22 protein-coding genes and 1 tRNA gene are annotated in these 22,403 nt (G+C 71.3%); 10 read left to right on the plus strand and 13 right to left on the minus strand.

Features of this window, described 5'->3' with window-relative positions; translation table 11 throughout:
• Positions 1-453: 453 nt before the first annotated feature.
• Positions 454-1,083 (minus strand): TetR/AcrR family transcriptional regulator, encoded by a 630-nt coding sequence (locus AMYTH_RS0134220; RefSeq protein WP_027934003.1) that lies wholly within the window; start codon positions 1,081-1,083, stop codon positions 454-456.
• Between the two features lie 90 nt (positions 1,084-1,173).
• Between AMYTH_RS0134220 and AMYTH_RS0134225 the strand changes: the two genes are divergently transcribed.
• Positions 1,174-1,818: a CatB-related O-acetyltransferase gene (locus AMYTH_RS0134225; RefSeq protein WP_027934004.1), complete on the plus strand. Its 645-nt coding sequence runs from the start codon at positions 1,174-1,176 to the stop codon at positions 1,816-1,818.
• Complete coding sequence (locus AMYTH_RS0134230) at positions 1,815-2,444, plus strand: DUF5701 family protein (protein ID WP_027934005.1); 630 nt, start codon at positions 1,815-1,817, stop codon at positions 2,442-2,444. Before AMYTH_RS0134225 ends, AMYTH_RS0134230 begins: the two co-directional genes overlap by 4 nt.
• Positions 2,445-2,484: 40 nt before the next feature.
• Here the strand turns inward: AMYTH_RS0134230 and AMYTH_RS0134235 are convergent, their stop codons facing one another.
• The gene (locus AMYTH_RS0134235) at positions 2,485-2,853 is read right to left on the minus strand and encodes a YciI family protein (RefSeq protein WP_027934006.1); all 369 of its coding nucleotides are present in this window, start codon (positions 2,851-2,853) and stop codon (positions 2,485-2,487) included.
• Positions 2,854-2,964: 111 nt separating this feature from the next.
• Between AMYTH_RS0134235 and AMYTH_RS0134240 the strand changes: the two genes are divergently transcribed.
• On the plus strand, positions 2,965-4,653 hold the full coding sequence (locus AMYTH_RS0134240; RefSeq protein WP_027934007.1) for a fatty acyl-AMP ligase: 1,689 nt from the start codon (positions 2,965-2,967) through the stop codon (positions 4,651-4,653).
• A 179-nt stretch (positions 4,654-4,832) separates the two neighbouring features.
• Here the strand turns inward: AMYTH_RS0134240 and AMYTH_RS0134245 are convergent, their stop codons facing one another.
• The 3 genes from AMYTH_RS0134245 to AMYTH_RS0134255 all read right to left on the minus strand — a co-directional run bounded on the left by AMYTH_RS0134245 (position 4,833) and on the right by AMYTH_RS0134255 (position 6,526).
• The gene (locus AMYTH_RS0134245; RefSeq protein WP_027934008.1) at positions 4,833-5,192 is read right to left on the minus strand and encodes a DivIVA domain-containing protein; all 360 of its coding nucleotides are present in this window, start codon (positions 5,190-5,192) and stop codon (positions 4,833-4,835) included.
• A gap of 137 nt (positions 5,193-5,329) precedes the next feature.
• On the minus strand, positions 5,330-5,923 hold the full coding sequence (gene pth, locus AMYTH_RS0134250) for an aminoacyl-tRNA hydrolase (RefSeq protein ID WP_027934009.1): 594 nt from the start codon (positions 5,921-5,923) through the stop codon (positions 5,330-5,332).
• Entirely contained in the window at positions 5,924-6,526 is a 603-nt protein-coding gene (locus tag AMYTH_RS0134255; protein ID WP_027934010.1) for a 50S ribosomal protein L25/general stress protein Ctc, read from the minus strand. It lies immediately after the preceding gene.
• An 897-nt stretch (positions 6,527-7,423) separates the two neighbouring features.
• On the opposite strand from AMYTH_RS0134255, the gene AMYTH_RS0134260 reads away from it, so the two are divergent.
• On the plus strand, positions 7,424-8,413 hold the full coding sequence (locus AMYTH_RS0134260; RefSeq protein ID WP_027934011.1) for a hypothetical protein: 990 nt from the start codon (positions 7,424-7,426) through the stop codon (positions 8,411-8,413).
• Here the strand turns inward: AMYTH_RS0134260 and AMYTH_RS0134265 are convergent.
• The 5 genes from AMYTH_RS0134265 to AMYTH_RS0134285 form a co-directional block, all read right to left on the minus strand.
• Positions 8,402-9,253: a TIGR03621 family F420-dependent LLM class oxidoreductase gene (locus AMYTH_RS0134265; protein WP_027934012.1), complete on the minus strand. Its 852-nt coding sequence runs from the start codon at positions 9,251-9,253 to the stop codon at positions 8,402-8,404. The genes AMYTH_RS0134260 and AMYTH_RS0134265 overlap by 12 nt on opposite strands.
• Before the next feature lie 73 nt (positions 9,254-9,326).
• On the minus strand, positions 9,327-10,307 hold the full coding sequence (locus tag AMYTH_RS0134270; protein ID WP_027934013.1) for a ribose-phosphate diphosphokinase: 981 nt from the start codon (positions 10,305-10,307) through the stop codon (positions 9,327-9,329).
• Positions 10,297-11,778 (minus strand): bifunctional UDP-N-acetylglucosamine diphosphorylase/glucosamine-1-phosphate N-acetyltransferase GlmU, encoded by a 1,482-nt coding sequence (gene glmU, locus AMYTH_RS0134275; protein ID WP_027934014.1) that lies wholly within the window; start codon positions 11,776-11,778, stop codon positions 10,297-10,299. The genes AMYTH_RS0134270 and glmU overlap by 11 nt, the downstream gene beginning before the upstream one ends.
• A gap of 44 nt (positions 11,779-11,822) precedes the next feature.
• Positions 11,823-13,463 carry a GGDEF domain-containing protein gene (locus tag AMYTH_RS0134280; protein WP_027934015.1) on the minus strand — a complete coding sequence of 547 codons (1,641 nt, stop codon included), beginning with the start codon at positions 13,461-13,463 and terminating at the stop codon, positions 11,823-11,825.
• A gap of 139 nt (positions 13,464-13,602) precedes the next feature.
• Positions 13,603-13,674: transfer RNA gene (locus tag AMYTH_RS0134285), tRNA-Gln, on the minus strand.
• Positions 13,675-13,857: 183 nt separating this feature from the next.
• Between AMYTH_RS0134285 and AMYTH_RS0134290 the strand changes: the two genes are divergently transcribed.
• The 3 genes from AMYTH_RS0134290 (at position 13,858) to AMYTH_RS0134300 (ending at position 18,380) form a co-directional block, all read left to right on the plus strand.
• Complete coding sequence (locus AMYTH_RS0134290) at positions 13,858-14,784, plus strand: acyl-CoA desaturase (RefSeq protein WP_123684849.1); 927 nt, start codon at positions 13,858-13,860, stop codon at positions 14,782-14,784.
• 81 nt (positions 14,785-14,865) lie between these two features.
• Positions 14,866-15,459 (plus strand): TetR/AcrR family transcriptional regulator, encoded by a 594-nt coding sequence (locus tag AMYTH_RS0134295; RefSeq protein WP_017984892.1) that lies wholly within the window; start codon positions 14,866-14,868, stop codon positions 15,457-15,459.
• 56 nt (positions 15,460-15,515) lie between these two features.
• Positions 15,516-18,380: an AfsR/SARP family transcriptional regulator gene (locus tag AMYTH_RS0134300; protein WP_027934017.1), complete on the plus strand. Its 2,865-nt coding sequence runs from the start codon at positions 15,516-15,518 to the stop codon at positions 18,378-18,380.
• 38 nt (positions 18,381-18,418) lie between these two features.
• Here AMYTH_RS0134300 and AMYTH_RS0134305 read toward each other — a convergent pair whose 3' ends face one another.
• Complete coding sequence (locus AMYTH_RS0134305; protein ID WP_027934018.1) at positions 18,419-18,778, minus strand: MerR family transcriptional regulator; 360 nt, start codon at positions 18,776-18,778, stop codon at positions 18,419-18,421.
• A gap of 105 nt (positions 18,779-18,883) precedes the next feature.
• On the opposite strand from AMYTH_RS0134305, the gene AMYTH_RS0134310 reads away from it, so the two are divergent.
• The 3 genes from AMYTH_RS0134310 to AMYTH_RS0134320 all read left to right on the plus strand — a co-directional run bounded on the left by AMYTH_RS0134310 (position 18,884) and on the right by AMYTH_RS0134320 (position 20,853).
• Positions 18,884-19,204: a DMT family transporter gene (locus AMYTH_RS0134310; RefSeq protein ID WP_027934019.1), complete on the plus strand. Its 321-nt coding sequence runs from the start codon at positions 18,884-18,886 to the stop codon at positions 19,202-19,204.
• Positions 19,204-19,560 carry a DMT family transporter gene (locus AMYTH_RS46290; protein WP_037322911.1) on the plus strand — a complete coding sequence of 119 codons (357 nt, stop codon included), beginning with the start codon at positions 19,204-19,206 and terminating at the stop codon, positions 19,558-19,560. The genes AMYTH_RS0134310 and AMYTH_RS46290 overlap by 1 nt, the downstream gene beginning before the upstream one ends.
• Positions 19,561-19,641: 81 nt before the next feature.
• Positions 19,642-20,853, plus strand: a complete 1,212-nt coding sequence (locus tag AMYTH_RS0134320) for a cytochrome P450 (RefSeq protein WP_027934020.1) — start codon at positions 19,642-19,644, stop codon at positions 20,851-20,853.
• Here the strand turns inward: AMYTH_RS0134320 and AMYTH_RS0134325 are convergent.
• Entirely contained in the window at positions 20,843-21,784 is a 942-nt protein-coding gene (locus tag AMYTH_RS0134325; protein ID WP_027934021.1) for a hypothetical protein, read from the minus strand. The two genes, AMYTH_RS0134320 and AMYTH_RS0134325, sit on opposite strands and share 11 nt — an antisense overlap.
• Position 21,785: 1 nt before the next feature.
• Entirely contained in the window at positions 21,786-22,352 is a 567-nt protein-coding gene (locus AMYTH_RS0134330) for a PadR family transcriptional regulator (RefSeq protein ID WP_027934022.1), read from the minus strand.
• Positions 22,353-22,403: the final 51 nt, after the last annotated feature.

The raw sequence follows: 22,403 nt of genomic DNA on the forward strand, positions 1-22,403 counted from the left end.
GTTGGCCGCGCCGGGGCCGTTCTTGCCATCCCAGGGACCGGGTTTATCACCCCCCCGGGCACTGTCTTGGTCGCGGCGGGCACTGGGTTCGCCGCTGTGGGCGGCGTGTTTTGCCGTTGCGGGCACCGTCGTGGCTGTTCCCGGTGCGCACGCACCTTGTGCGCCAGCTCCGTGCGCCGTAGTGGCCGCAGCCGCTGGGGAGGTGGCCGTTGCGGGTGGCGTGCTGCTGCGGGCGCGCGGTGTGCACCACCCCGCGAGCTAGATGGCCGCCGCCGGGGAGTCGGCCGCGCCGTGGCTGCGCGTTTGCCGCCCAGGCGCCATATGTGCCGCCTTAGGGACCGCGTTGCCGCCCCGGCGGTGTGCTGGCCGTCGGGGATGCGCGGCTGCCAAGCCGGCCCACCTCGCGTGCCGTGGTTCCTGGCTTCCGTTGCCCCGGGGCGGCCGGGTCGCCGGTCAGGCGCGGGCGTAGCCCCCGAGTGAGGGTTCCAGCAGGGCGAACGCCTGCTCCGCCTCCGGACCCACCACGGCGGCGATCTCCGGGTTGTCCCGGCCCGCCAGTGTCAGCTCCTGGATGCGCGCGAACAACACCCGGTGCACCCCACCGAGAACCGCCGCCGCCGCGCGGGGGGTGATGTCGCCGGGCTCGGCGTCGGTCGCGGCGGCGAGGGCGGCGGCCAGTGCCTCCTCGCGCTGGTCGTGCAGGCCGCGCAGGCACACCGACAGCGTCGGGCTGTCCGCGATCATCCGGCTGAACTCCGGGCCGGCGAACCCCGCCACCGGGTCCTGCCGCTCGACCGCGTCCAGGAAGTCCCGGCGCAGCGCGGACAGCGCCGACTCACCCGGCTCGCGAGCCGCGACCGTGCGGGCCAGGCTCGCGACGAACTGGTCCTGGTGGTCGAACGCCAGGTCCTCCTTGCGCGGGAAGTAGTTGGTCACGGTCTTCTTGGCGACCCGGGCGGCCTCCGCGATCTCCGCGATCGTCGTCTGCTCGAAACCCTTCGCCATGAAGAGCCGGGTCGCCTGGTCGGAGATCAACTGCCGCGTCTCTTGCTTCTTGGCCTCCCGGAGGCCGGTGACGGTCATGAGCGAATCTTACCCTCGTCGTACTTTTACGTTGACAACCAGGCTGCCCTCAGGATAAGTTTACGTCGGTCGTAAGTTTACTTCTGTGAGGTGTTCGTGCCAGACCCCACCGTGCTCCACCCACTCGCCGAGCACCCGCGCGTGGTGTTCCTGAAACCGCTGGTCACCGATCCGCGCATCCAGGTCGGCGAGTTCACCTACTACGACGACCCGGACGCCGCCGCCGAGTTCGAGACCCGCAACGTCCTCTACGCCTACGGGCCGGAGAAGCTGATCATCGGCAAGTACTGCGCGATCGCCTCCGGCACGCGGTTCCTGATGGCTGGGGCGGAACACCCGACGATGGGGGTGTCGACCTACCCGTTCACGATGTTCGGCGGCGCGTGGGCGGAGTCCACACTGGACCTCGTCACGAACATGCCCAGCCGGGGCGACACGGTGGTGGGCAACGACGTCTGGTTCGGCTACGGCGCGATCGTCATGCCCGGCATGACGATCGGCAACGGCGCGATCATCGCCGCGGGCGCGGTCGTCACCGCCGACGTGCCGCCGTACACGATCGTCGGCGGCAACCCGGCCCGGCCGATCCGCGCTCGCTACGAGCCGGAGGACGTCGAACGGCTCGAACGCGCCGCCTGGTGGGACTGGCCGGTCGAGCTGGTCACCCGGCACGTGCGAACGATCATGTCCGGCACGCCCGCCGACATCGCCGCGATCAAGGAGGTGCCGGCTTGACGTTGAACGTGACAGCCGAACTCGACCGTCAGGTCGCGAACCTGGTGGACCGCGGCTACCCGGCCCTCGCCGGGCTCGACGAGGACGGCTTCCGGGCCATGGTCGAGCCGCTGCGCGCCGTAGCCCGCGCAGGCGACCTCGACCCGGAGGCGGGCCGCGTGCCGTTCCTGCTGGTCGTGACCCGGAAGGTCGCTCCGGTCGAGGAGGCGATGCCGCGCACCACGCTGTATCGCGGGAAGCTGCCCGGGTTCGTCGACCACTCCTTCGAACCCGGATCGCTCGACCGCTTCGTGTCCACGGTGGACTTGCCCGCCCCGGACGCCTACCTGCTGTTCGACGTCGAGCGCGGCGAGGAGTTCTGCGGCGCCGTCCCGAACGACGCCATGGAGGTGATCGCCGGCCGGGGCCGCACCCTGCTCACGATCGAGGAGGGCATCGCCCTGATCACGCACTTCCCGGAGCTGCTGGTCAAGAACAAGTGCTTCTCGCTGGGCGGTTCGCGCTGCGGCGACCGGCGCGTGCCGGCGATCTGGATCAGCAAGCGGGCGCCGAAGCTCGGCTGGTGCTGGCAGGGCAACCCGCACACGTGGCTGGGCATGGCCTCGGCCGGATCCCGCGCGGGGTGACCGCCGGCGCCGGGCGGGCCGCCCCGCCCGGCACCGGGTCTCACATTTCCGTGCCCGCCGAGAACATGACCGGCCGGACCTCGATGCCGAGGCCGTCGACCTTCGCGTCCGGGATCATCGCGGCCAGTTCCAGGGCGCGTTCCCGGCTTTCGACGTCCACCAGGTAGTAGCCGCCGAGGTACTCCTTCGCCTCCAGGTACGGGCCGTCGGTCACCACGGGCGCGCCGTCCCGCACCCGCACGACCGCGCTGTTCGACGGGTCGGCCAGCGCGGTCGTGCCGATGAACTCGCCGGACTCGCGGATGGCGTCCATGAACGGTCCGTGCCCGCTCATGATCGCGTTGCGCTCCTCCTCCGTGAGCGACTCCCACACGGCGGGGTTCATGTGCATGATCAGCAAGTACTTCACAGGGTGCCTCCTCAAAGGGCTGTCTTACCAGGAGGTCGGAGCCCGGGGGCGGGTTTCGACACCGCCGCCGGGACGATCCGGGGAACTTCGTCGCCGGATAAGGTGAGCGCCATGAGTCGGTTCGTGGAGACGCTCGTCCGCACCGCTGCGGAGGGTGGTCAGTTGCGTGGCATGGTCACCGGGGAGCCGAAGGAGCCGGTCCGCCGGACCTGGGCCGAAGTCCACGAGCAGGCGCGGCGGATGGCAGGCGCGCTCGTCGCCGGCGGGCTGGAGCCGGGCAGCGCCGTCGCCGTCCTGGCCGGGGCGCCTGCCCTGATCGCGCCGACGGTGCAGGCGGTGTGGCTCGCCGGGGGCAGCGTGACGATGCTGCACCAGCCCACCCCGCGCACCGACCTCGCGCTGTGGGCCGAGGACACCGTCAAGGTGCTGGGCATGATCGACGCGAAGCTGGTTGTGCTCGGCGAGCCGTTCGACGCGCTCGCGCCGGTGCTCACCGAGCACAACATCGGGTTCCGGATGATCACCGACCTGTTCGACGGCGAGCCGATCGCCGAGCCGGTGGCGCGCGGCGAGGACGACCTGGCGCTGCTGCAGCTCACCAGCGGCTCGACCGCCGACCCGAAGGCCGTGCGGATCACCCACGGCAACCTCTACACCAACGTCAAGGCCATGGTGGAGCGGGCGGAGTTCGACTTCGCGAAGGACATCATGGTGTCCTGGCTGCCCACCTTCCACGACATGGGGATGGTCGGGTTCCTGACCGTGCCGATGACGTTCGGCGTGGAGCTGATCAAGATCACCCCGGCCGAGTTCCTCACCGGGCCGCTGATCTGGCCCGAGCTGATCAGCAAGTACCGCGCCACCACCACCGCGGCCCCCAACTTCGCCTACGCCATCGTCGGCAAGCGCCTGCAGCGGGTGGAGGACGAAAACGCTTACGACCTTTCCACGCTGCGGATCGCGCTGAACGGCGCCGAGCCGATCGACGAGTCGGCCGTGCAGGCGTTCGTGGACGGCGGCGCCCGGTTCAAGATGCCCGCGGAGTGCGTGTTCCCGGCGTACGGCATGGCCGAGGCGACGCTCGCGGTGTCGTTCGCGCCGCTGTTCACCGGCCTGACGCTGGACGTCATCGAGGCCGACGCGCTCGAGGCGGACAACCGCGCGGTGCCGGTGCCCGACGGCGACCCCCGGCGCGGGACCGAGGAGGTCCGCTCGTTCGCCGTGCTGGGCCGCCCGCTGGACGGGCTGGAGGCGCGGATCGTCGACGACTCCGGAAAGGTGCTCGGCGACCGCGAGGTCGGGGAGATCCAGCTGACCGGTCCGGCCGTGACGCCCGGTTACCTGACGATGGAGGGCCCGAAGCCGACGCAGGACGACGAGGGCTGGCTCGCGACCGGCGACCTCGGGTACCTCGTCGACGGCCAGATCGTGATCTGCGGGCGCCGCAAGGACGTCATCATCATGGGCGGCCGCAACATCTACCCGACGGACATCGAGCGCGCCGCGACCTCCGTGGAGGGGGTGCGGGCAGGCAACGCGGTGGCCGTGCGGATCGACGCGGGGACGCGGCGGGAGCGGTTCGCGGTGGTGCTGGAGTCCAAGCTGGCCGGCGACGCCGAGGCCGAGCGGCGGCTGCAGAAGGAGGTCGCGGCCCGGGTGCGGGACGCGGTGGACGCCCGGCCGTACGCGGTGGTCGTCCTGCCTGCCGGCAGCTTGCCCAAGACGCCGTCCGGCAAGGTCAAACGCGCCGCGACGGCGGTCCAGTACGCCGACGCGATCGCGAAGAACGCGGCCTCCTGACCGCGGCGAGCGCACTCCCACCTGGCTGGGTGCGGAGTTCATTTGCTGGGGTGTGAGGTTCGCGGGGCCGGGCGGGGCTCGCGCACGGGCGCGGAACTTGCTGGGCGTGGGGCTCGCCGGGTGTACGCGAGCCCCACGTTCCAGGGAGTGTGGTCTGCGCTCAGGCGCGAGTTCGGCGGTTACTCCGTGAGGGTCACCTTGGGGATCTCGGCCGGGTCGCCTTCCGCGCGCGGCGTGGTCGCCTGCGTGACCGTCCGGGCCTCGGGCACCGGGTAGGGGCGGCCGCCGCGGCGGGCGAACTCGTCTTCGACCTGGTCGAGGAACTCGTCGACCTCGCGCTCGTCGTAGCCCCGCTTGCCGAGCAGGGGCTTGCTGAACATGACGTGGTGCACCTCGGCGGCCGTCAGGTCGTCCTCGCCCACCAGGGTCTTGGCGATGCGCTCGACGAACTCGTCGACCTCGTGCTTGGCGTACCCGCGCCGGCCGATGGGGGCGTTACCGAACTCGACTCGATAAACGTCTTCGGCGGAAAGGGACATGTGGAGTGCTCCAGTTCAGCGTGGACGGGACAACTTCCCTAATCCCGTCCTAGCCGCCGGATCAAACCTCCGGAAGAGCATTTATGCCCCTGGAACTCCATGGAGCGGTGAGAGGAACACCTGTGGGTGACCGATGGTCACCCAGCGTGGAAGTCGTTCTGAGCCGCTGTCAGCCCTTTGCCGATCAGCGCTTCGACGGCGTCCGCGCACCGGTCCAGCTCCAGCGGGAGGTCCTTGCGCTCGACCGTGGAGAAGTCCTTGAGCACGAAATCGGCGGGGTCCATCCGGCCAGGGGGCCGCCCGATGCCGAACCGCACGCGGTAGTAGTCACGCGTGCCGAGGGACTTGCTGATGGACCGCAGCCCGTTGTGGCCGCCTTCGCCGCCGCCGAGCTTGAGCTTCAGCCTGCCGAACGGCACGTCCAGCTCGTCGTGCACGACGACGACACCGCTCGGGTCGACCTTGTAGAACTTCGCCGCGCCCGCGACCGGGCCGCCGGAGACGTTCATGAACGACCGCGGCTTGACCAGCACGACGCGACGCCCGGCGAGACGCCCTTCCAGGACCTCACCGCCGGACTTGTGGGTCTTGAACTTGCCGCCGACGCGGGCGGCGAGCTCGTCGAGCACCATGAAACCCACGTTGTGCCGGTTGCCGGCGTAACGCGGGCCGGGATTGCCGAGGCCGACGAGCAGAACCAGCTCGCCGGCCCCGGGAACGTCCGAACTCACTTACTCGGCGGGGCTCTCGGCCGGCTCCTCGCCGGTCTCCTCGGCGGGCTCCGCGGAGGTGGCCTGCGCCTCGTTCACGGCGACGACCAGGCTCTCCGGGTCGGTCAGCAGGACCGCGCCGGCAGGCAGGGTGACCTGCGAGGCGAGGATCTGGGTGCCGGCCTCGGCGCCCTCGATGGACACCTCGAACTGCTCCGGGATGTGCAGCGCCTCGACCTCGATCGACAGGGTGTCGATCTCCTGCACCTGCAGGGTGCCCGGGGCCGGCTCGCCGGTCAGCACGACCGGGACGTCCACGGTGACCTTCTCGCCGCGCTGGACGACCAGCAGGTCGACGTGCTCGATGTAGTTCTTGATCGGGTGCACGGTGACCGTCTTGGTCAGGGCCAGCTCGGTGTCGCCGTTGAGGCTGAGGGTGAGGACCGCGTTGCTGCCGTTCTCACGGATGACGCGGGCGAACTCCAGAGCGGGCAGGGCCAGGTGGCGGGGGTCGGTACCGTGGCCGTACAGCACGGCGGGAACCTTGCCGGCGCGACGGGTGCGGCGCGCGGCGCCCTTGCCGAACTCGGTGCGGGGCTCGGCGGACAGACGTACCTCGGACACGGTGTAGCACTCCTTCAAACAATTTTGCGTGGCGGCGCAGATGGCGGGTGGTCGCATCGGCGGCGAGTTCCACGGACATGCTCGAGCAGCGGACCTCAAGCCGCCGCGTCGATCACGTCGGGCACCGGGTGCAGCATGGAGCCCGCCTCGCCGAGACAACCTGTTCAGTGTAATCGGCCGAAACCACAAGAGACACGTGGGGTCCAACCCCACCGGAGCTGGGTGGTCATCCCGTCGCCTGACACTGGACGATCACCTTGAGCCAGGGCCGCAACCCTCGCTGGGTCCGGCGGCCGAAAACGCAAAGCTTGCGGCCCTGGATCAAGGTGATATGCACAAACCGGAAGGCGACGGGATGACCACCCAGCGACCACCCGCCCGAGGTGGGACGAGGCACCCAACCCCTGGTCATCCCGGAGCCTGCCCGTCCGGCGAGGACTCTTTTGATCTTTTTCCTGCGCTTCGCGCAGGGGCGCCTCACGGCGCCAAATGGTCACCTTCCGACCACCCCCGCCCCCGATGCCTGATTGTGTTTCAGTCGCCGAGCAGGCGTGTCAAGGCGGGAAAGCGTGCCTTGACACGCCTGGTCGGCGACTAAAGATCGGCTGTGGATCGGGGGCGGGGGAGGTCTGGAGCGTTGGTCGGTCTACTTGCGTTGCCGGCTTGCGTTTGGGGGCGGGGGAGGTCTGGAGCGTTGGTCGGTCTACTTGCGTTGCCGGCTTGCGTTTGGGGGCGGGGGAGGTCTGGTGCATTGGTCGGTCTTCTTGCGTTGCCGGCTTGCGGTTGGGGCTTCTGTGTAAACCGATCGGATGACAGGCCGCGCCGCTAGGAACTCCGGAACCTGAAAGTTCGTCTCATTCACGAACTGGCCGTTCCAGCGGTGAGCGAGGGGTCCGGATGCGCCTGCGCGGTCTCGCGGTGCTCGTCCTCGTCCTGCTCGTCGCCTGTGAGGCTCCCCAGCGGCCCGCCTCGCCGGATCCCCGCTCCGCCGTCGACGAGGCGCTCACGGCCCTCGCCGGGGAGACCGCCGTCGCGTATCGGGTTCCTGGTGCGACCCTCACCGTCACCAAGGGCGGGCTCGTCGAGGGGCAGGTTCCAGTGCAGGACGACACCATGCGGGCCCTCCGGGTGGGGGGCTCGCTCTACGTCCGCGCCTCCCCGGCCTACTGGCAGCGGCAGGGCATGTCCGCGCCCCGCGCCGAGCGGTTCGGCTCCCAGTGGACCAGGGCGGACCGCGGGGTGCCGTTCGACCCCGGACGGCTCATGGCGCCCCAGGTGGTGGCCGCCGCGCTGCGGGCCGCCTTGCCGGTGGGTGTGCTGCCCGTCCAGGCGGACGGGGCCTTCGACCTCGGCGGTCTGCGGGTCACTGCCACCTCGCCCCACCGCGTGCTCAGCTTCCCGCCCGCCTTCCTCGGGCCCGTCGCAGGCCAGCTCGGGCCGCACGAGATCGCCCTCGGCGACGTGCACCTGCCCGGCCTGCGTGAACGCCTCGACGAAGGCGTGGCCGAACTCGGCCAGCCCCTCATCGCCGGCCCGGTCGTCGCCGCCAGGGTCACCGACCACGAACTCCGCTGCACGGCCAACGGCGCCTGCACGGACACCGTCCGCATCGACAACCGCCTGCTCGGCGCGGCTCCCGGGGCGGCCGCGCGCGTCAGCCTCACCTCGGCCGTCACCTCCGACGCCCTCGGCACCCGCACCTGCGCACGAGACGTCGTCCTCCCGCTGGACACCGCCGCCGACGTCTCCTGCTCGGTCAAGTTCACGCTGCCCCGCACCGACGGCGCGACCAGGGTGCAGGCCGCGCCGTCGGTGACCGCCGAACCCGTCGCCCTCGTCGACCCCGGCGCGCTCAACCGCGACGTCGCCGCCGAGCTAGGCCCGTAGCAGCGGGATCACCGGCGCGAACTCCTCCATCGCCATCTCGAACACCGTGAAGTACGTGAACCCGTACCGCTCGCGCATCGCCCGGATCTTCGCCGCGATCTGCTCCGGCGTCCCGGCCAGCATCTGCGGCGCATCCACCAGCCGGGCGGCCGACCAGCCCAGTTCCGACGGCACCCCGGCCAGCCACTCCTCCAGCGCGGGCACCGGATCGTCGGCCACCACGACGTTCTGGATCAGCATGTTGAACTCCACCTGCCGAGCGGTCGCGGACCGCACGAAGCCCACCCGGTCGTCCAGCTCCGCGGCGGAGGCCAGGTCGAACGTCCCCGGCGGGTAGCCGCGCGCGTGCTTCAACCCGGCGAACCCGACGATGTCCGCGTGCTCCGTCGCCAGCCGCAGCACCCCGTCGCTGTTGCCCGCGACCAGCAGCGGCGGCGCGTCGTCCAGGCGGTCCCGCAGCACCTCGATCGTCCGGGCCAGGTGCTTGATCCGCTCGGCAGGCGGCGCGAACCGCAGCCCGGCGTCGTCGAACTCGGACTTCATGTGCCCGGATCCGAGCCCGACGTCCAGCCGCCCGCCGGTGAGCAGCGCGGTCGATTCGACCTCCCGGGCCAGCAGCACCGGGTTGTAGAAGGGCGCGTTGAGCACCAGGTGCCCCACCCGCACCCGCTCGGTCGCCTGCGCGGCGGCGACCAGCGCCGGGAACGGCGCGGGCATGCCGAGGTGGTCGGGGATGGTGATGGTGTCGTAGCCCAGCTCCTCGGCGCGACGGCACTTGGCCGCCCAGTCGTCGCGCCCGGTCAGGAACCGCAGGGAAACACCGAAGCGGTAGTCGTTCATGCCTTGACGCTAGGCACGAAAAGGCCCTTCCGCCGCCGGTTTCGCCAGCGGCGGAAGGGCCCGTGAGGAGAACTCAGGCGTTGCCGTCGAACAGGCTGGTGACCGAGCCGTCCTCGAACACCTGCTGGATCGCCTCCGCCAGCAGCGGCGCGATGGACAGGACCGTCAGGTTCGCGAAGTGCTTCTCCGGCGCGATCGGCAGCGAGTTCGTGACGATGACCTCGCGCGCCTTGCAGTTGGACAGCCGCTCGGTGGCCGGGTCGGACAGGATGCCGTGCGTGGTCGCGATGACGACGTCCGCGGCGCCCTCGGCGAGCAGCGCGTCGGTGGCCTTCACGATCGTGCCGCCGGTGTCGATCATGTCGTCCACCAGGATGCACAGCTTGCCCTCGACCTGGCCGACGACCCGGTTGGCCACCGCCTGGTTCGGCTTGTCGGGGTCACGCGTCTTGTGGATGAACGCGATCGGCCGGTCGCCCAGCTGCGCGGCCCACTTCTCGGCCAGCCGCACGCGGCCGGAGTCCGGCGAGACCACGGCGATGTCGGCGCTGCCGTAGGTCTTCTTGATGTGGTCGGCGAGCAGCGTCTGCGCGAACAGGTGGTCCACCGGTCCGTCGAAGAAGCCCTGGATCTGCGCGGTGTGCAGGTCGACCGTCATGATCCGGTCGGCGCCCGCAGTCTTGAACAGGTCGGCGATCAGCCGGGCCGAGATCGGCTCGCGGCCCTTGTGCTTCTTGTCCTGCCGCGCGTACGGGTAGAACGGCATGACCACGGTGATGCGCTTGGCGCTGGCGCGCTTGAGCGCGTCCACCATGATCAGCTGCTCCATCACCCACTCGTTGATCGGGTTGGTGTGGCTCTGGATGACGAAGGCGTCCGTGCCCCGGACCGATTCCTCGAAGCGCACGAACAGCTCGCCGTTGGCGAACGTGTGCGCCGTCTGCGGGGTGATCGTCACGTTGAGGTGCTGCGCGACCTCCTCCGCGAGTTCCCGGTGTGCGCGGCCGGAGAAGAGCATCAGGTTCTTCTTCGGCGTGCCGGACTTAGGACTCATCAGACGACTCCCGCTCGGTCTCTTCCTTGTTTTCCTGCGCGGCGAGCGCAGCCTGGGCCGCCTCCGCCGCTGGAGTACCCGGCCTGCGCCGGGGCACCCAGCCTTCAATATTGCGCTGTGGTCCAGTCGACACCGCCAGCGCCCCCGGCGGGACGTTCCGCCTGATCACAGTGCCAGCGCCCGAGTACGCACCGTCACCAACGGTGACCGGCGCGACGAACATGTTGTCCGACCCGGTCTTGACATGCGAACCGATGGTGGTGTGGTGCTTGCGCACACCGTCGTAATTGACGAACACGCTGGACGCGCCGATGTTGCTGTACTCGCCGATCGTCGCGTCCCCGACGTAGGTCAGGTGCGGCACCTTCGTGCCGGTGCCGATGTCGGCGTTCTTGGTCTCGACGAACGTGCCGATCTTGCCCTTGTCGCCGAGCTTGGTGCCCGGCCGCAGGTAGGCGAACGGGCCGACGCTCGCGCCCGCGCCGATCTCGGCGTCGTAGCCGTGCGCGCGGACCACCTGGGCGCCGGCGCCGACCGTGACGCCGGTGAGCGTCGTGTCCGGCCCGATCACCGCGCCCTCGCCGACCTTCGTGCCGCCCTTGAGCTGCACACCCGGCTCGATCACGACGTCACGGGCCAGTTCGACGTCCACGTCCAGCCACACCGACGCCGGGTCGACGACGGTAACCCCCTCGCGCTGCCAGCGCTGCACGAGGCGGCGGTTCAGCTCGGCGCCGATCGCGGCGAGCTGGACGCGGTCGTTGACGCCCTCGGTCAGCCACGGGTCGTCCACCACGAGCGCGCCCACGCCGCGGCCGTCACCGCGGGCGATCGCCAGCACGTCGGTCAGGTACAGCTCGCCCTGGGCGTTGTCGGTGGACAGCCGGGTCAGCGCGTCGGCCAGCACGGCCGCGTCGAACGCGTAGACACCGGAGTTGATCTCGTCGATCTCCAGCTGCTCCGGCGTCGCGTCCTTCTGCTCGACGATCGCGGTGACCGCGCCGGCCGCGTCGCGCACGATCCGGCCGTAACCGGTCGGGTCGGCGACCACGGACGTCAGAACCGTGACCGCGTGGCCGTTCTCGCGGTGCTCGGCCAGCAGCGCGGCCATCGTCTCGGTGTCCAGCAACGGGACGTCGCCGTAGCTGACGAGAACCGTGCCCGGAAGTCCTTCCGGCAGAACGGACAAGGCGCACGAAACGGCGTCGCCGGTGCCGTTCTGCTTCTCCTGCACCGCGGTCGCGACGGGCCGCCCGAGCGCCTCGCCGACCTTGCCGAGGTGCTCGGCGACGGCCTCCCGGCCGTGCCCGACGACGACGACCAGGTGGTCCGGCGAAAGCCCGGCTGCGGCCCGGACGGCGTGCTCGACCAGCGGCCTCCCGGCCAGCGGGTGCAGGACCTTCGGGGTGTTCGAACGCATCCGGGTGCCCTCGCCCGCGGCGAGGATGACAGTGCTCAGCGGGCCGGTCACGGCACTCCCAACGAATACGGGACGGGTGGTGGCGGGGCCCGATCCTACGTGTCCTGCCTGGCAGCCGGCTGCGGGTCGCCCTCGGAGCCGGGTTCCGCCTCTGCGATAAGGGACTCGCCCGCCGTCGACTGGGCGGTCGCGACCTGGTTCCCGCCGCCGCGTTTCGCCTGGTACATCGCGGCGTCGGCGCGGGCGAGCACCTGGTCGGCCCGCTCCTGCGGGCGCAGCGACACCAGCCCCACCGACAGGGTGACCCCGTGCGACAGGTGGTGGGGCAGCGAGTCGACCGCGGTGACCGCCCTCCCCAGCGCCTGCTTGGCCGCGGACACCGGCGCGCCGGGCAGCAACGCGACGAACTCGTCCCCGCCGTAGCGGGCCACGATGTCGTCACCGCGCAACGCGTCCCGCAGCGTCGAGGCGACCACGCGCAGCACGTCGTCGCCCTCGGCGTGCGAGTGCTGGTCGTTGACGCCCTTGAAGCCGTCCAGGTCGATCAGCGCGACCGCGAGCGGCTGGGCCGTGGTCGAGGCGGACAGCGTGCGCAGGTGCTCGTCCAGCGCGCGGCGGTTGGGCAGGCCGGTCAGCGGGTCCTGCAGCGCCTGCTGGCTGATCGCGCCGTGCTGCGCGGACAGCCGCTCGTGCTCACGGCGCGTGTCCAGGGTCGCCAGCTGCGACTCCCGCATGTGCCACAGCTCGACCTCAAGCGCGGCCGAGTACTCCGCCAGCGCCCGAGACGACTCGCTGTCGGCGTCGCTGTCCAGCCGCGCGATCTCCCGCATCAGGTGCAGGTTCATCGACGGCATCGAGTTGTCCTCGGCGAGGGTGAGCTTGGTTGCGTGCAGCGCCTTGAGCGCGTCGTCGTGCTGGCCTCCCTGCTCCAGGCAACGGGCCAGCGCGATCGTGACGATGACCTGCTCGTGCGGGTAGCCCGGCTCGATCAGCAGCCGCCGCAGCCGGTCCACGTGCGCCGGTTCCGGCGCGGCCAGCGCGAGGGCGGCCGCCAGCACGCCCACCTGGTCGACCGCGGCCACGCCGATCTTCCGCGGGAACAGCGACTCGGCGAAGGGGGCCTCGACCGCGACGGCCATCGAGGCCGCCGTGCTGAACTTCGCGGCCGCCTCCTCGTGCCGCGCGACCCGCTCCAGCCGCAGGCCCCAGCCCAGCAGCATCTTGATGCGGTTCATCAGCTGCAGCGTGATCTCGTGCGGGCCCGCGGTCTCCCGGATGGCCTGGTGGGCCCTGGCGATGACCTCCTCGGCCGCCTCGTACACGCCCAGCTGGTTGAGCACGATCCAGCAGTCCAGCAGCGCGCTGGACTGGGCCTTGGCCCACTCCCGGCGCGACATGTGCATATCCGGGGTGTTCGAATCGTCCAGGATCGCCAGCGCGCGGGCGATCTCGGTCAGCGCCGCGTCCTCCTGCTTGGCCAGCACCAGGCGGCGGCCGCGCAGCGCGTGGGCGTCGGCGCGGAACAAGGCGAGGCCGTGGCGGCGGGTGTGGGCCAGCATCTCGTCGAGCAGCGGCTCCGCCTCGGCGGCGAGACCGCGGGTGACAAGCCTGCCCAGCGACGCCGCGCGGAGGAGCTGGGAGACCAGGACCGGCTCACCCCGGCGCTGGGCCTCGTCGAGTAGCTCGTCCATCGTCCGGACGATCTCGAGCTGCTCGCCGTGCTCCGTGTGCTGCACGGCGGCGATCAGTTCCCGGGCGCGCCCGGCCAGCCAGGCATCGGAGAGCTCGGCCAGTGCCGGCCGCCTGGTCTTCGGTCTGCTCTCGCCTTGCAGCGTGGCGCACCCCCTTCGGGCACGTCGGGGTAGGGCACGGCAGCTCCGCCGCCAGGACTCGAACCTGAACTATCAGAACCAAAATCTGAGGTGCTGCCAATTACACCACGGCGGATCGTGCCTGGTCAGGATAGCGACGTCGAAAAACCGCGCCAGTGCAGGGGTTGTGTCCGCGTTTCAGCGTCTCCCCAGCGGGGCAAACCTCCTGTACCGTAACTTACGGCAACGTAGGTAAGGCAGACCTTTGTCAGGTTTTCCCAGGTAGGAAGAAGTGTTGCGCATGACATCCACTCAGGTCATGGAACCACCCAAGGCCAAGGGACCGAAGCCGGTCATCGACGGGCAGCGGGGGCCCGGCGTCCAGTTCTCCGTCTACCTGGGCGTGATCCTGCCGCTGCTCGCGCTCATCGTGTCCGTGCCGTTCGCCTGGGGATGGGGCTTGAGCTGGGTGGACGTCGGCCTGTTCATCGGCTTCTACGTCATCAGCGGTCTGGGGATCACGGTTTCGTACCACCGGTACTTCACGCACGGCTCGTTCAAGGCCAAGCCGTGGCTGCGGGTCGCGCTGGCCATCGCCGGCAGCTTCGCGGTGCAGGGCCCGGTCATCACCTGGGTCGCCGACCACCGGCGCCACCACGCCTTCTCCGACCGCGACGGCGACCCGCACTCGCCGTGGGCGTTCGGCACCTCGCCGCTGGCCATCGCCAAGGGCTTCTGGCACGCGCACATGGGCTGGCTGTTCGAGCGCGACAAGAGCAACGCCGAGCGGTTCGCCCCGGACCTGCTGAAGGACCCGGCGATCAAGAAGGTCGACGAGCTGTTCTGGCTGTGGACCCTGCTCACCCTGGTCCTGCCCGCCGTGCTCGGCGGCCTGATCACCTGGTCGTTCTGGGGCGCGGTCACCGCGTTCTTCTGGGCCGGGCTGGTCCGGGTCTGCGTGCTGCACCACGTGACGTGGTCGGTCAACTCGGTGTGCCACATGATCGGTGAGCGGCCGTTCGCCGCGCGCGACAAGTCGGCCAACTTCTGGCCGCTGGCGATCCTGTCCTTCGGCGAGTCCTGGCACAACCTGCACCACGCCGACCCGACCTCGGCGCGGCACGGTGTCAAGCGCGGGCAGATCGACATCTCGGCCCGCGTGATCTGGGCGTTCGAGAAGCTCGGGTGGGTGCACAACGTGCGCTGGCCCACCCCGCAGCGGCTCGCCCGACTGACGTCCGAATAGTCTCTCCGGGTGGCGGGACGACGTCGAGCGAAACGTGAGGCCACCGGGGTGCGGCCTCCGGGGCCGGTGCCCCGCGTCCGGATGACGGGCGCGGAACGCCGGCAGCAACTGCTCGACGTCGCCCGCAAGCTCTTCGCCGAAAAGGGCTTCGACGGCACCTCCATCGAGGAGATCGCCCACCGGGCGAACGTCTCCAAACCCGTGGTCTACGAGCACTTCGGCGGCAAGGAAGGCATCTACGCCGTCGTCGTCGACCGCGAGACCCAGTCCCTGCTCGACCGAATGGTGTCCACTTTGCACGGTGGGCACCCCAGGGCGATGCTCGAGCAGGCGGCCAGCGCGCTGCTGGCCTACGTCGAGGAGTCGCACGACGGCTTCCGCATCCTCGTCCGCGACTCGCCGGTGGCCAGCGCCTCCGGGACGTTCTCCACGCTGCTCAACGACATCGCGATGCAGGTCGAGCACATCCTCGCGCAGCAGTTCGACGCACGCGGGTACGACGACAAGCTCGCGCCGCTCTACGCCCAGGCGCTGGTCGGGATGGTCGCGCTGACCGGGCAGTGGTGGCTCGACGCCCGCCGCCCCAAGCGCGACGAGGTGGCCGCGCACCTGGTCAACCTGGCTTGGAACGGGCTCTCGCACCTGGAGCACAAGCCGAAACTGCGCCTGAACTGACCGGATTCCCGCTACACTGCGCCACGAGTCGACAGCACGGCGTTGGGGGCGGTGTGGTGAGTGGGGGCCGACTCCGGCTGAGTGTGCTCGGCCCGCTCCGGGCCTGGCGCGGCGATCAGCCCCTCGACCTGGGCCCGGTCCGGCAGAAGGCCCTGCTCGCCGCGCTCGTGTTGCGCCCGGACGTGGTGGTCGGCGCCGGTGAGCTCCTCGACGACGTGTGGGGCCTCGAACCGCCGGGCACCGGCCGTCGCGTGGTGCCGGTCTACGTCCACCGGTTGCGCAAGTGCCTGCGTGCGGGTGAAGACGAGCCCGCGGACGCCGTGATCGCCCGCGACAGCAGCGGCTACCGGTTCGTCGGCGCCGCCGCCGAGGTGGACGCCGGGCCCCTGGACCGGATCGCGGCCGAGGCCGCGGCCGCCGCGCGCGCCGGTGACCTCGCCGTCGCGGTGCGCGCCGCCGCGGACGCGCTGGACCTGTTCGACGGTGAGCCGCTCACCGGGTTGCCCGGCCCCTTCCTCGACGGGCACCGGCTGCGGCTCACCGAACGCCGCATCGCGCTGCAGCTCGGGAAGGCCGGGTGGCAGCTGCGCCTGGGACGGCACGGCGAGGTGATCGACGAGCTGTCCGCGCTCGCCGGGGTCCACCCGCACCACGAGGAGCTGGCCGCGCTGCTGATGCGTGCGCTGTACGCGGCGGGGCGGCGGGCGGACGCGTTGGCCGTGTTCACCGGGCTGCGCCGCCGCCTCGTCGACGACCTCGGCGTGGAGCCGGGCGCCGAACCGCGCCGGGTGCAGCAGGCGGTGCTGCGGGGTGATGACGCCGCGCTCGGTGTCACCCGCAAACGCCCGCCCCGCAACGAGTTGCCCGCGGACAGCGGCGAACTCGCCGGGCGTGCGGAAGAACTGGCGCGGCTCGTCGAACCGGGCGACCCGGAGCTGGTGACCGTCATCGCGGTCGACGGCGTCGCGGGCGCGGGCAAGAGCGCGCTCGCCCTCCGCGCCGCGCACGTGCTGCGCCCCGGCTTCCCGGACGGCTGCCTGCACCTGGACCTGCACGGGCACACCGAGGGGCACGAGCCGCTGCGCCCGGCGCACGCGCTGGCCCGGCTGCTGCGCGCGATCGGCGTCGACACCGGTCCGATCGGGCCGGACGTGGACGAGCTCGCCGCGACCTGGCGGTCGGCGACCGCGTCGTCGCGGCTGCTGCTGGTGCTCGACGACGCGAAGAGCGCCGAGCAGGTGCGGCCGCTGCTGCCTTCCGGCGCGGGCAGCACGGTGCTGGTGACGAGCAGGCAGCGGCTGACCGGGTTGCCCGCCGACCGCCGGGTGTCGCTCGACGTGCTCGACGCCGTTGCCGCGGAAGAACTCCTGCGCCTGGTCGTCGGCGCCGAGCGAGTCGGCCGGGAGCCCGGCGCGGTGCGCGAGCTGGTCCGGTTGTGTGGCGGGTTGCCGCTGGCGCTGCGGATCGCGGGCGCCCGGATGCAGAACCGTCCGATGTGGACCTTCGAGTACCTGGTGGGGCGGCTCGCCGACGACGAGCGCAGGCTGGGCGAGCTCACCGCCGAGGACCACGGCGTCGAGGCGGCGCTGCGGTTGTCCGTTCACCAGCTCGCGGCGGCGGAGCAGCGCACGTTCCGGGTGCTCGGGCTGGTGCCGACGGTCGAGTTCGACGCGCGGGCGGTGGCCGCGATGCTCGGGCTCCCCGAACCGATGGTCGAGGATTCGCTGGAACGCCTGGTGGACGCGAGCCTACTGCAGCAGCCGGCCCCGGGCCGCTACCGCTTGCACGACCTGGTCGCGGTGTACGCGCGGCGGCTGGGCGCGGACGAGCCCGCGGCCAGGGCCGGAGTGCTGCGGCTGTACGCGGTCGCCGCGCGGATCGCGAGCGACTGGGGCGTTCACGACCCGTCGAGCGGCCCGCCGGTGGACGACGTGTCGTTCACCGGCTGGGCGGACGCGGCGGGCTGGCTCGACTCGGCAGGCGGCGAGCTGCCGGACGTCGTCCGCTATGCGGCGGAATCCGGGGAAGCGGACTACGCGTGCTGGATCGCCGAGGGGCTCGTCGAGTACCTGGTCCGGCAGGGCCGCTACGACGAGTGCCGCGCGGCGCTGGAGATCGCGCTCCCGCCCGCCGAGCAGTGCTCCGACCGGCGGATGCGGTCCGCGCTGCGGTTCGGGTTCGGGGTCGCGGAGGGGATGCAGGGCCACTACGAGCGATGCCGTCCGTGGCTGCACGAGGCGCTGCGGATCAGCAGGCAGGCCGGCGACCGCCGGGAGGAGGCCCGCGCGCTCGGCGGCCTCGGCACGCTAGCGGTGGCGTGCGGCGACACCGGCGAGGCGCTCGCCCTGCTGCACGAGGCGCACGAGCTGGGGCGCAGGCTGGACGACCCGTTCCTGTGCGGGATGGCGATCGCCAACATCGGGCTGACCCACCTGCGGCTCGGCCGGTTCGACGAGGCCCGCGCCTGCCTGGAGCAGGGGGTCGCGTTCGGCGAGAAGATCGGGCGGCCGCGGGCGGTGGCGATGGCGGTGGGCAGCCTGGGGAAGTTCCACCTGGCGGTCGGGCGGTACGCGGACGCCGTCGGCGCGCTGCGCCGGGCCGCCGGCGCCGCCGAGGAGGCCGGCGACATCGCGTTGACCGCCGACTGCCTGTCGATGTGGGGCGCGGCCGAGTCCGGGCTCGGCAACGCGGAGGCGGCGCTGGAACTGCAGCGGCGCGCGTTCGCGCTGGTCAGCGAGCGGACCCGGCCGCAGCTGGAGCTGGAGATCCGCAACCGGCTGGGCGCGAGCCTGCTCGCGGTCGCGGACGTGTCGGCGGCGCGGGAGCAGTTCGAGGTGGTGCTGGCCAGGACGTCCGGTGATCACGTGGAACGGGCGCGGGCGGGTGCGGGTTTGGCGGCGTGTGGGGTGCCGGGTCGTTGATCGGGTGGCGCGGGCGGGGCGGCACGCCGAGCCGCTGATCAGGCGGCGTGGCCGGGCAGGGACGTCTCCTTGCGCAGCGCCCGCAGGATGTCCAGCTCGCGCTCGATGTCGCGCCGTTTGGCCTCCAGGCGCTCGGCTTGCTGGGCGAGCAGCTCCTCCAGCACGCCCGTGCGCTCCTCGGGTGGGGCTTCCAGGCAGGGGAGCAGTTCGTTGATCGTGGCGCTGCACAGGCCGGCGGCGAACAGGTGCTGGATCAGGACGACCCGCTCGACCATCGAGCTGTCGAAGTCGCGCCACCCGCCGGGCGTGCGTGACGATCGGATGAGCCCCTGTTCCTCGTAGTACCGCAGGGACCGCGTGCTGACCCCGGTGGCTTCCGCCAGCTCACCGATGCGCATGAGCCCTCCTCCAGACGCTCCGCCGCTCCCCATTCTTGCAATTGACACCGGTGTGAAGTTTCACGATGTGCGGTGCACCAGCCAAACTCCGTGAAAGGGACTTCCGTGCATTGGCTCTACCTCGGCATCGCCGTCGTCTTCGAGATCACGGTAGCCGTCTCCGCTGGCAAGGCCCAGGGCTTCACCCGGCCCGCCTGGACCGCCGCCACGCTGGTCAGCGGGGGCATCGCCACCTACCTCCTCAGCCTGGCGCTGCTGACCTTCGACGTCGGTGTCGGCTACGCGATCTGGACCTCCGTCGCAGGCGTCGGGATCGTCGTCCTCGGCGTCGTCCTGTTCGGCCAGCGCCTCGACTGGCGCAAGGTGCTCGGCATCGCCGCCGTCATCGCCGGCGTCGTCGGCCTCCAGCTGAGCGGAGCCGCGTGATGGCGCGCCGCACGTCCACCGCACCCGCCGCCGCCTGGCCCGTCCTCCTGCTCGCCGGCGCCTTCGAAGTCGGCTACGCCCTGTCCGTCGGCGGCAGCCGGGGCTTCACCGTGCTCTCCTGGTCGCTCGTCGCGGTCGTCTTCTTCCTGCTCACGCTCTTCGCGCTCAGCCTCGCCCTGCGCACCATCGACGTGGGCATCGGTTACGCGGTCTGGGCCGGCATCGGCGCCGCCGGAGCCGCCGTGCTCGGTCCGGTGTTCTTCGACGAGACCCTCACCCCGGCCAAGGCGCTATGGCTCGCGGTGATCATCGCCGGCGTCGTGTGGCTCAAGCTCGCCGACCGCCCGCGCACGTGATGGTCGTGTCAGAGCCGTGTCAGCCGGGTGTCAGCGCCGGCCGTGATGGTGGGTCCAGCGACCGCCACGAAAGGATCTCCGGTGACTCAGACGGTTCCCATCCCGAACGGACTCCCCACCGACCGCGACGCCGGTCCCTTCGACCCGCCCACCGGGTTCACCCGGCTGCGCGAGTCCCGCCCGGTCTGCCCGCTGGTCTTCCCCGACGGCCACGAGGGCCGGCTGGTCACCGGCTACGACGAGGTCCGGCAGGTGCTGGCCGACACCCGGTTCAGCTCCCGCCTCGACCTCGACATCATCCACGTGCCGTACCTGACCCCGGGCATGCCTGCCCCCACCGAGCCGTCCCCGCAGATGCCCGGCCTGTTCATCTCGATGGACCCGCCGGACCACACGCGGCTGCGGCGCAGGCTCACCGGCGCCTTCACGGTCAAGCGCATGAAGCAGCTCGAAGAGCACATCAACGAGATCGCCGAGCGGCACCTGGCCGAGATGGCGCGGCTCACCCCGCCGGTCGACCTGGTCAAGGAGTTCGCGCTGCCGGTGCCGTCGCTGGTGATCTGCGAGCTGCTCGGCGTCCCGTACGAGGACCGGGAAACCTTCCAGCACAACGCCGCGCGGTTCATGCTCAAGGACATCGAACTGGAGGAGAAGATCGCCGTCGTCGGCGCGCTCAACGGGTACCTGGCCGAGCTGGTCACCCGCAAGCGCGCCGAACCGGGCGAGGACATCCTGTCCGACCTGGCCCGCCAGGACGACCTCAGCATCGAGGAGCTGACCGGGATCGCCTTCCTGCTGCTGCTCGCCGGGCACGAGACCACGGCGAACATGCTGGGGCTGGGCACGTTCGCGCTGCTGGAGCACCCCGAGCAGATGGCCGAGCTGCGTGCGAACCCGGAGCTGGTGCCGGGCGCGGTCGAGGAACTCCTGCGCTACCTGACCGTCGCCGACGTCTTTTACCGCTACGCCACCGAGGACATCGAAGTCGGCGGCGAAACGATCCCCAAGGGGTCCACCGTCGTCGTCTCGCTGCTGTCCGCCAACCGCGACCCGCGGCGCTTCGACGAGCCGGACGCGCTGGACGTGCACCGCAACGCCCGCGGGCACATGGCCTTCGGCCACGGCGTCCACCAGTGCCTCGGCCAGCAGCTGGCCCGGCTGGAGATGCGCGCCGGGTTCGCCGGGCTGCTGCGCCGCTTCCCGGACCTCCGGCTCGCCATCCCGGCGGACGAGGTGCGGCTGCGGACCGACATGAACATCTACGGCGTGCACGAACTGCCGGTCACCTGGTGAACTCGGCGATCAGCTTCCGGTAGGTGTCGAAGGCGGGCTTGGCGGTGTAGTCGTCCCGCAGCAGGCCGAACTGGTGGAACAGGCCGGGGTTCGCGCTGTCCGCGTCGCGCAGGGCGAAGTGGGTGTAGCAGCTCACGCCCGCGTCCGCGGCGGCGCGGACGACGGCCTCCACCACTTCGGCCTGCCGCTCGGCGGAGCGCCCGGGGCCGGTCGGCCAGCCGTGCTCGGTGATGTGCAGCGGGACATCGCCGAACCCGGCCGGCGCGAGGACGTTCTCGCGGTGGTGGCGCAGCAGCCCGGCCACCGCCGCGGGCAGCTCCGCCGCCGCGACCGGCCGGAAGACGTCCGGGAAGAAGTCCAGGCCCACGTAGTCCACCTGGCGCACGAACTCCGCGCCGCCCGCCTTCGCCACGTCCGCGATGAACGACGCGCCCGGCCCGAACAGCGGTGTGGTGTTGAAGCCGACCCGCAGATCGTGCCCGAGTTCGGCCGCCCGCTCCCTGGCCGCGGCGACCCCGGCCACGATCGCCTCGATCACGCGCGGGTAGTAGCCGTCGAGCGTCGGGTTGCCCGGCACGTTCGGCTCCTCCGCGATCTGCAGCGTGCCGGTCACCGCGCCGTACTGCTCCACCAGCCGCCGCACGAACGCGCGGTAGCCGTCCACGTCGCCGCTCGCGGACTGGTACTGCGCGACGAGGTCCAGCACGCGGCCGTCGCCGGTGTACTGCGCGGCGTCCGCCGGCGCCAGTGTCTCGTGTGGACAATCCGAAGTGGAGTCGTCGAACCCGAGGTAGGCGCGGACGAGGAACGGGCCTTCGCCCTGCAGTGCGGTGAGCGCTTCCCGGATCCGCGCCGGGTCGTCGGGCGGTCCGCCCGCCAGTTCACCGGAGTCGGTCCCGGTGACACCGCCGGGGTAGATGCCGAAGAGCATGTCAGTCCTTTCCGGGCCAGGTCAGGGCGCCGCCACGGATCTCGGCGACGAGGCTTTCCACCCACGCGATCTCCGCGCGGGTCTGGTGGAGCGCGTACTCGGCTTCGATGACGTGCAGGCGCGGCACGCCGCTCTCCAGCACCGCGGTCAGCCGCTCCTGGTCGGCGTCGGCGCGTTCGGACAACCGCTGCGCGCGCTCGGTCAGTGCGGCGACGGCGCCGTCCGGTCCGAGCGCCCCGACGTACGCGATCGCACCCAGGAACTCGGGGAACTCCCGCTTCGGCTCACGGATCCGGCTGTCCAGCCTGCGCACCAGCTCGTCGCGGCCGGAGTCGGTGAGCGCGTAGACGGTCCGTTCCGGGCGGTTGCCGCTGCGTTCGGTGCCCTGCGGGGCGATCCACTCCGCCGCGGCCACCGCCTCCACGACGTCGTACAGCGTGCCCCGGTTGATGGCGCTCGCGCTGCGGGCACGCAACTCCGTGAAGACCTGGTACGGGTGCATCGGCGACTCCAGCAGGAGGCCGAGTACCGCCAGGACCAGCGGGTTCTCCAGTGCGCGACGTGGCATAGTCGAAATCTACCATCCGAACTCGACCATTCCAAACCGCCCCAAGCTTCC

This window comes from Amycolatopsis thermoflava N1165 (assembly GCF_000473265.1).
In the GTDB taxonomy this organism is placed as follows: domain Bacteria; phylum Actinomycetota; class Actinomycetes; order Mycobacteriales; family Pseudonocardiaceae; genus Amycolatopsis_E; species Amycolatopsis_E thermoflava.

Bases quoted from the DNA above. Each gene is read 5' to 3' on its own strand.
- AMYTH_RS0134220 (WP_027934003.1), bottom strand. From the start codon at position 1,083: ATGACCGTCACCGGCCTCCGGGAGGCCAAGAAGCAAGAGACGCGGCAG.
- AMYTH_RS0134240 (WP_027934007.1), top strand. From the start codon at position 2,965: ATGAGTCGGTTCGTGGAGACGCTCGTCCGCACCGCTGCGGAGGGTGGT.
- AMYTH_RS0134245 (WP_027934008.1), bottom strand. From the start codon at position 5,192: ATGTCCCTTTCCGCCGAAGACGTTTATCGAGTCGAGTTCGGTAACGCC.
- AMYTH_RS0134260 (WP_027934011.1), top strand. From the start codon at position 7,424: ATGCGCCTGCGCGGTCTCGCGGTGCTCGTCCTCGTCCTGCTCGTCGCC.
- AMYTH_RS0134265 (WP_027934012.1), bottom strand. From the start codon at position 9,253: ATGAACGACTACCGCTTCGGTGTTTCCCTGCGGTTCCTGACCGGGCGC.
- AMYTH_RS0134270 (WP_027934013.1), bottom strand. From the start codon at position 10,307: ATGAGTCCTAAGTCCGGCACGCCGAAGAAGAACCTGATGCTCTTCTCC.
- AMYTH_RS0134290 (WP_123684849.1), top strand. From the start codon at position 13,858: ATGGAACCACCCAAGGCCAAGGGACCGAAGCCGGTCATCGACGGGCAG.
- AMYTH_RS0134295 (WP_017984892.1), top strand. From the start codon at position 14,866: ATGACGGGCGCGGAACGCCGGCAGCAACTGCTCGACGTCGCCCGCAAG.
- AMYTH_RS0134305 (WP_027934018.1), bottom strand. From the start codon at position 18,778: ATGCGCATCGGTGAGCTGGCGGAAGCCACCGGGGTCAGCACGCGGTCC.
- AMYTH_RS46290 (WP_037322911.1), top strand. From the start codon at position 19,204: ATGGCGCGCCGCACGTCCACCGCACCCGCCGCCGCCTGGCCCGTCCTC.
- AMYTH_RS0134325 (WP_027934021.1), bottom strand. From the start codon at position 21,784: ATGCTCTTCGGCATCTACCCCGGCGGTGTCACCGGGACCGACTCCGGT.
- AMYTH_RS0134330 (WP_027934022.1), bottom strand. From the start codon at position 22,352: ATGCCACGTCGCGCACTGGAGAACCCGCTGGTCCTGGCGGTACTCGGC.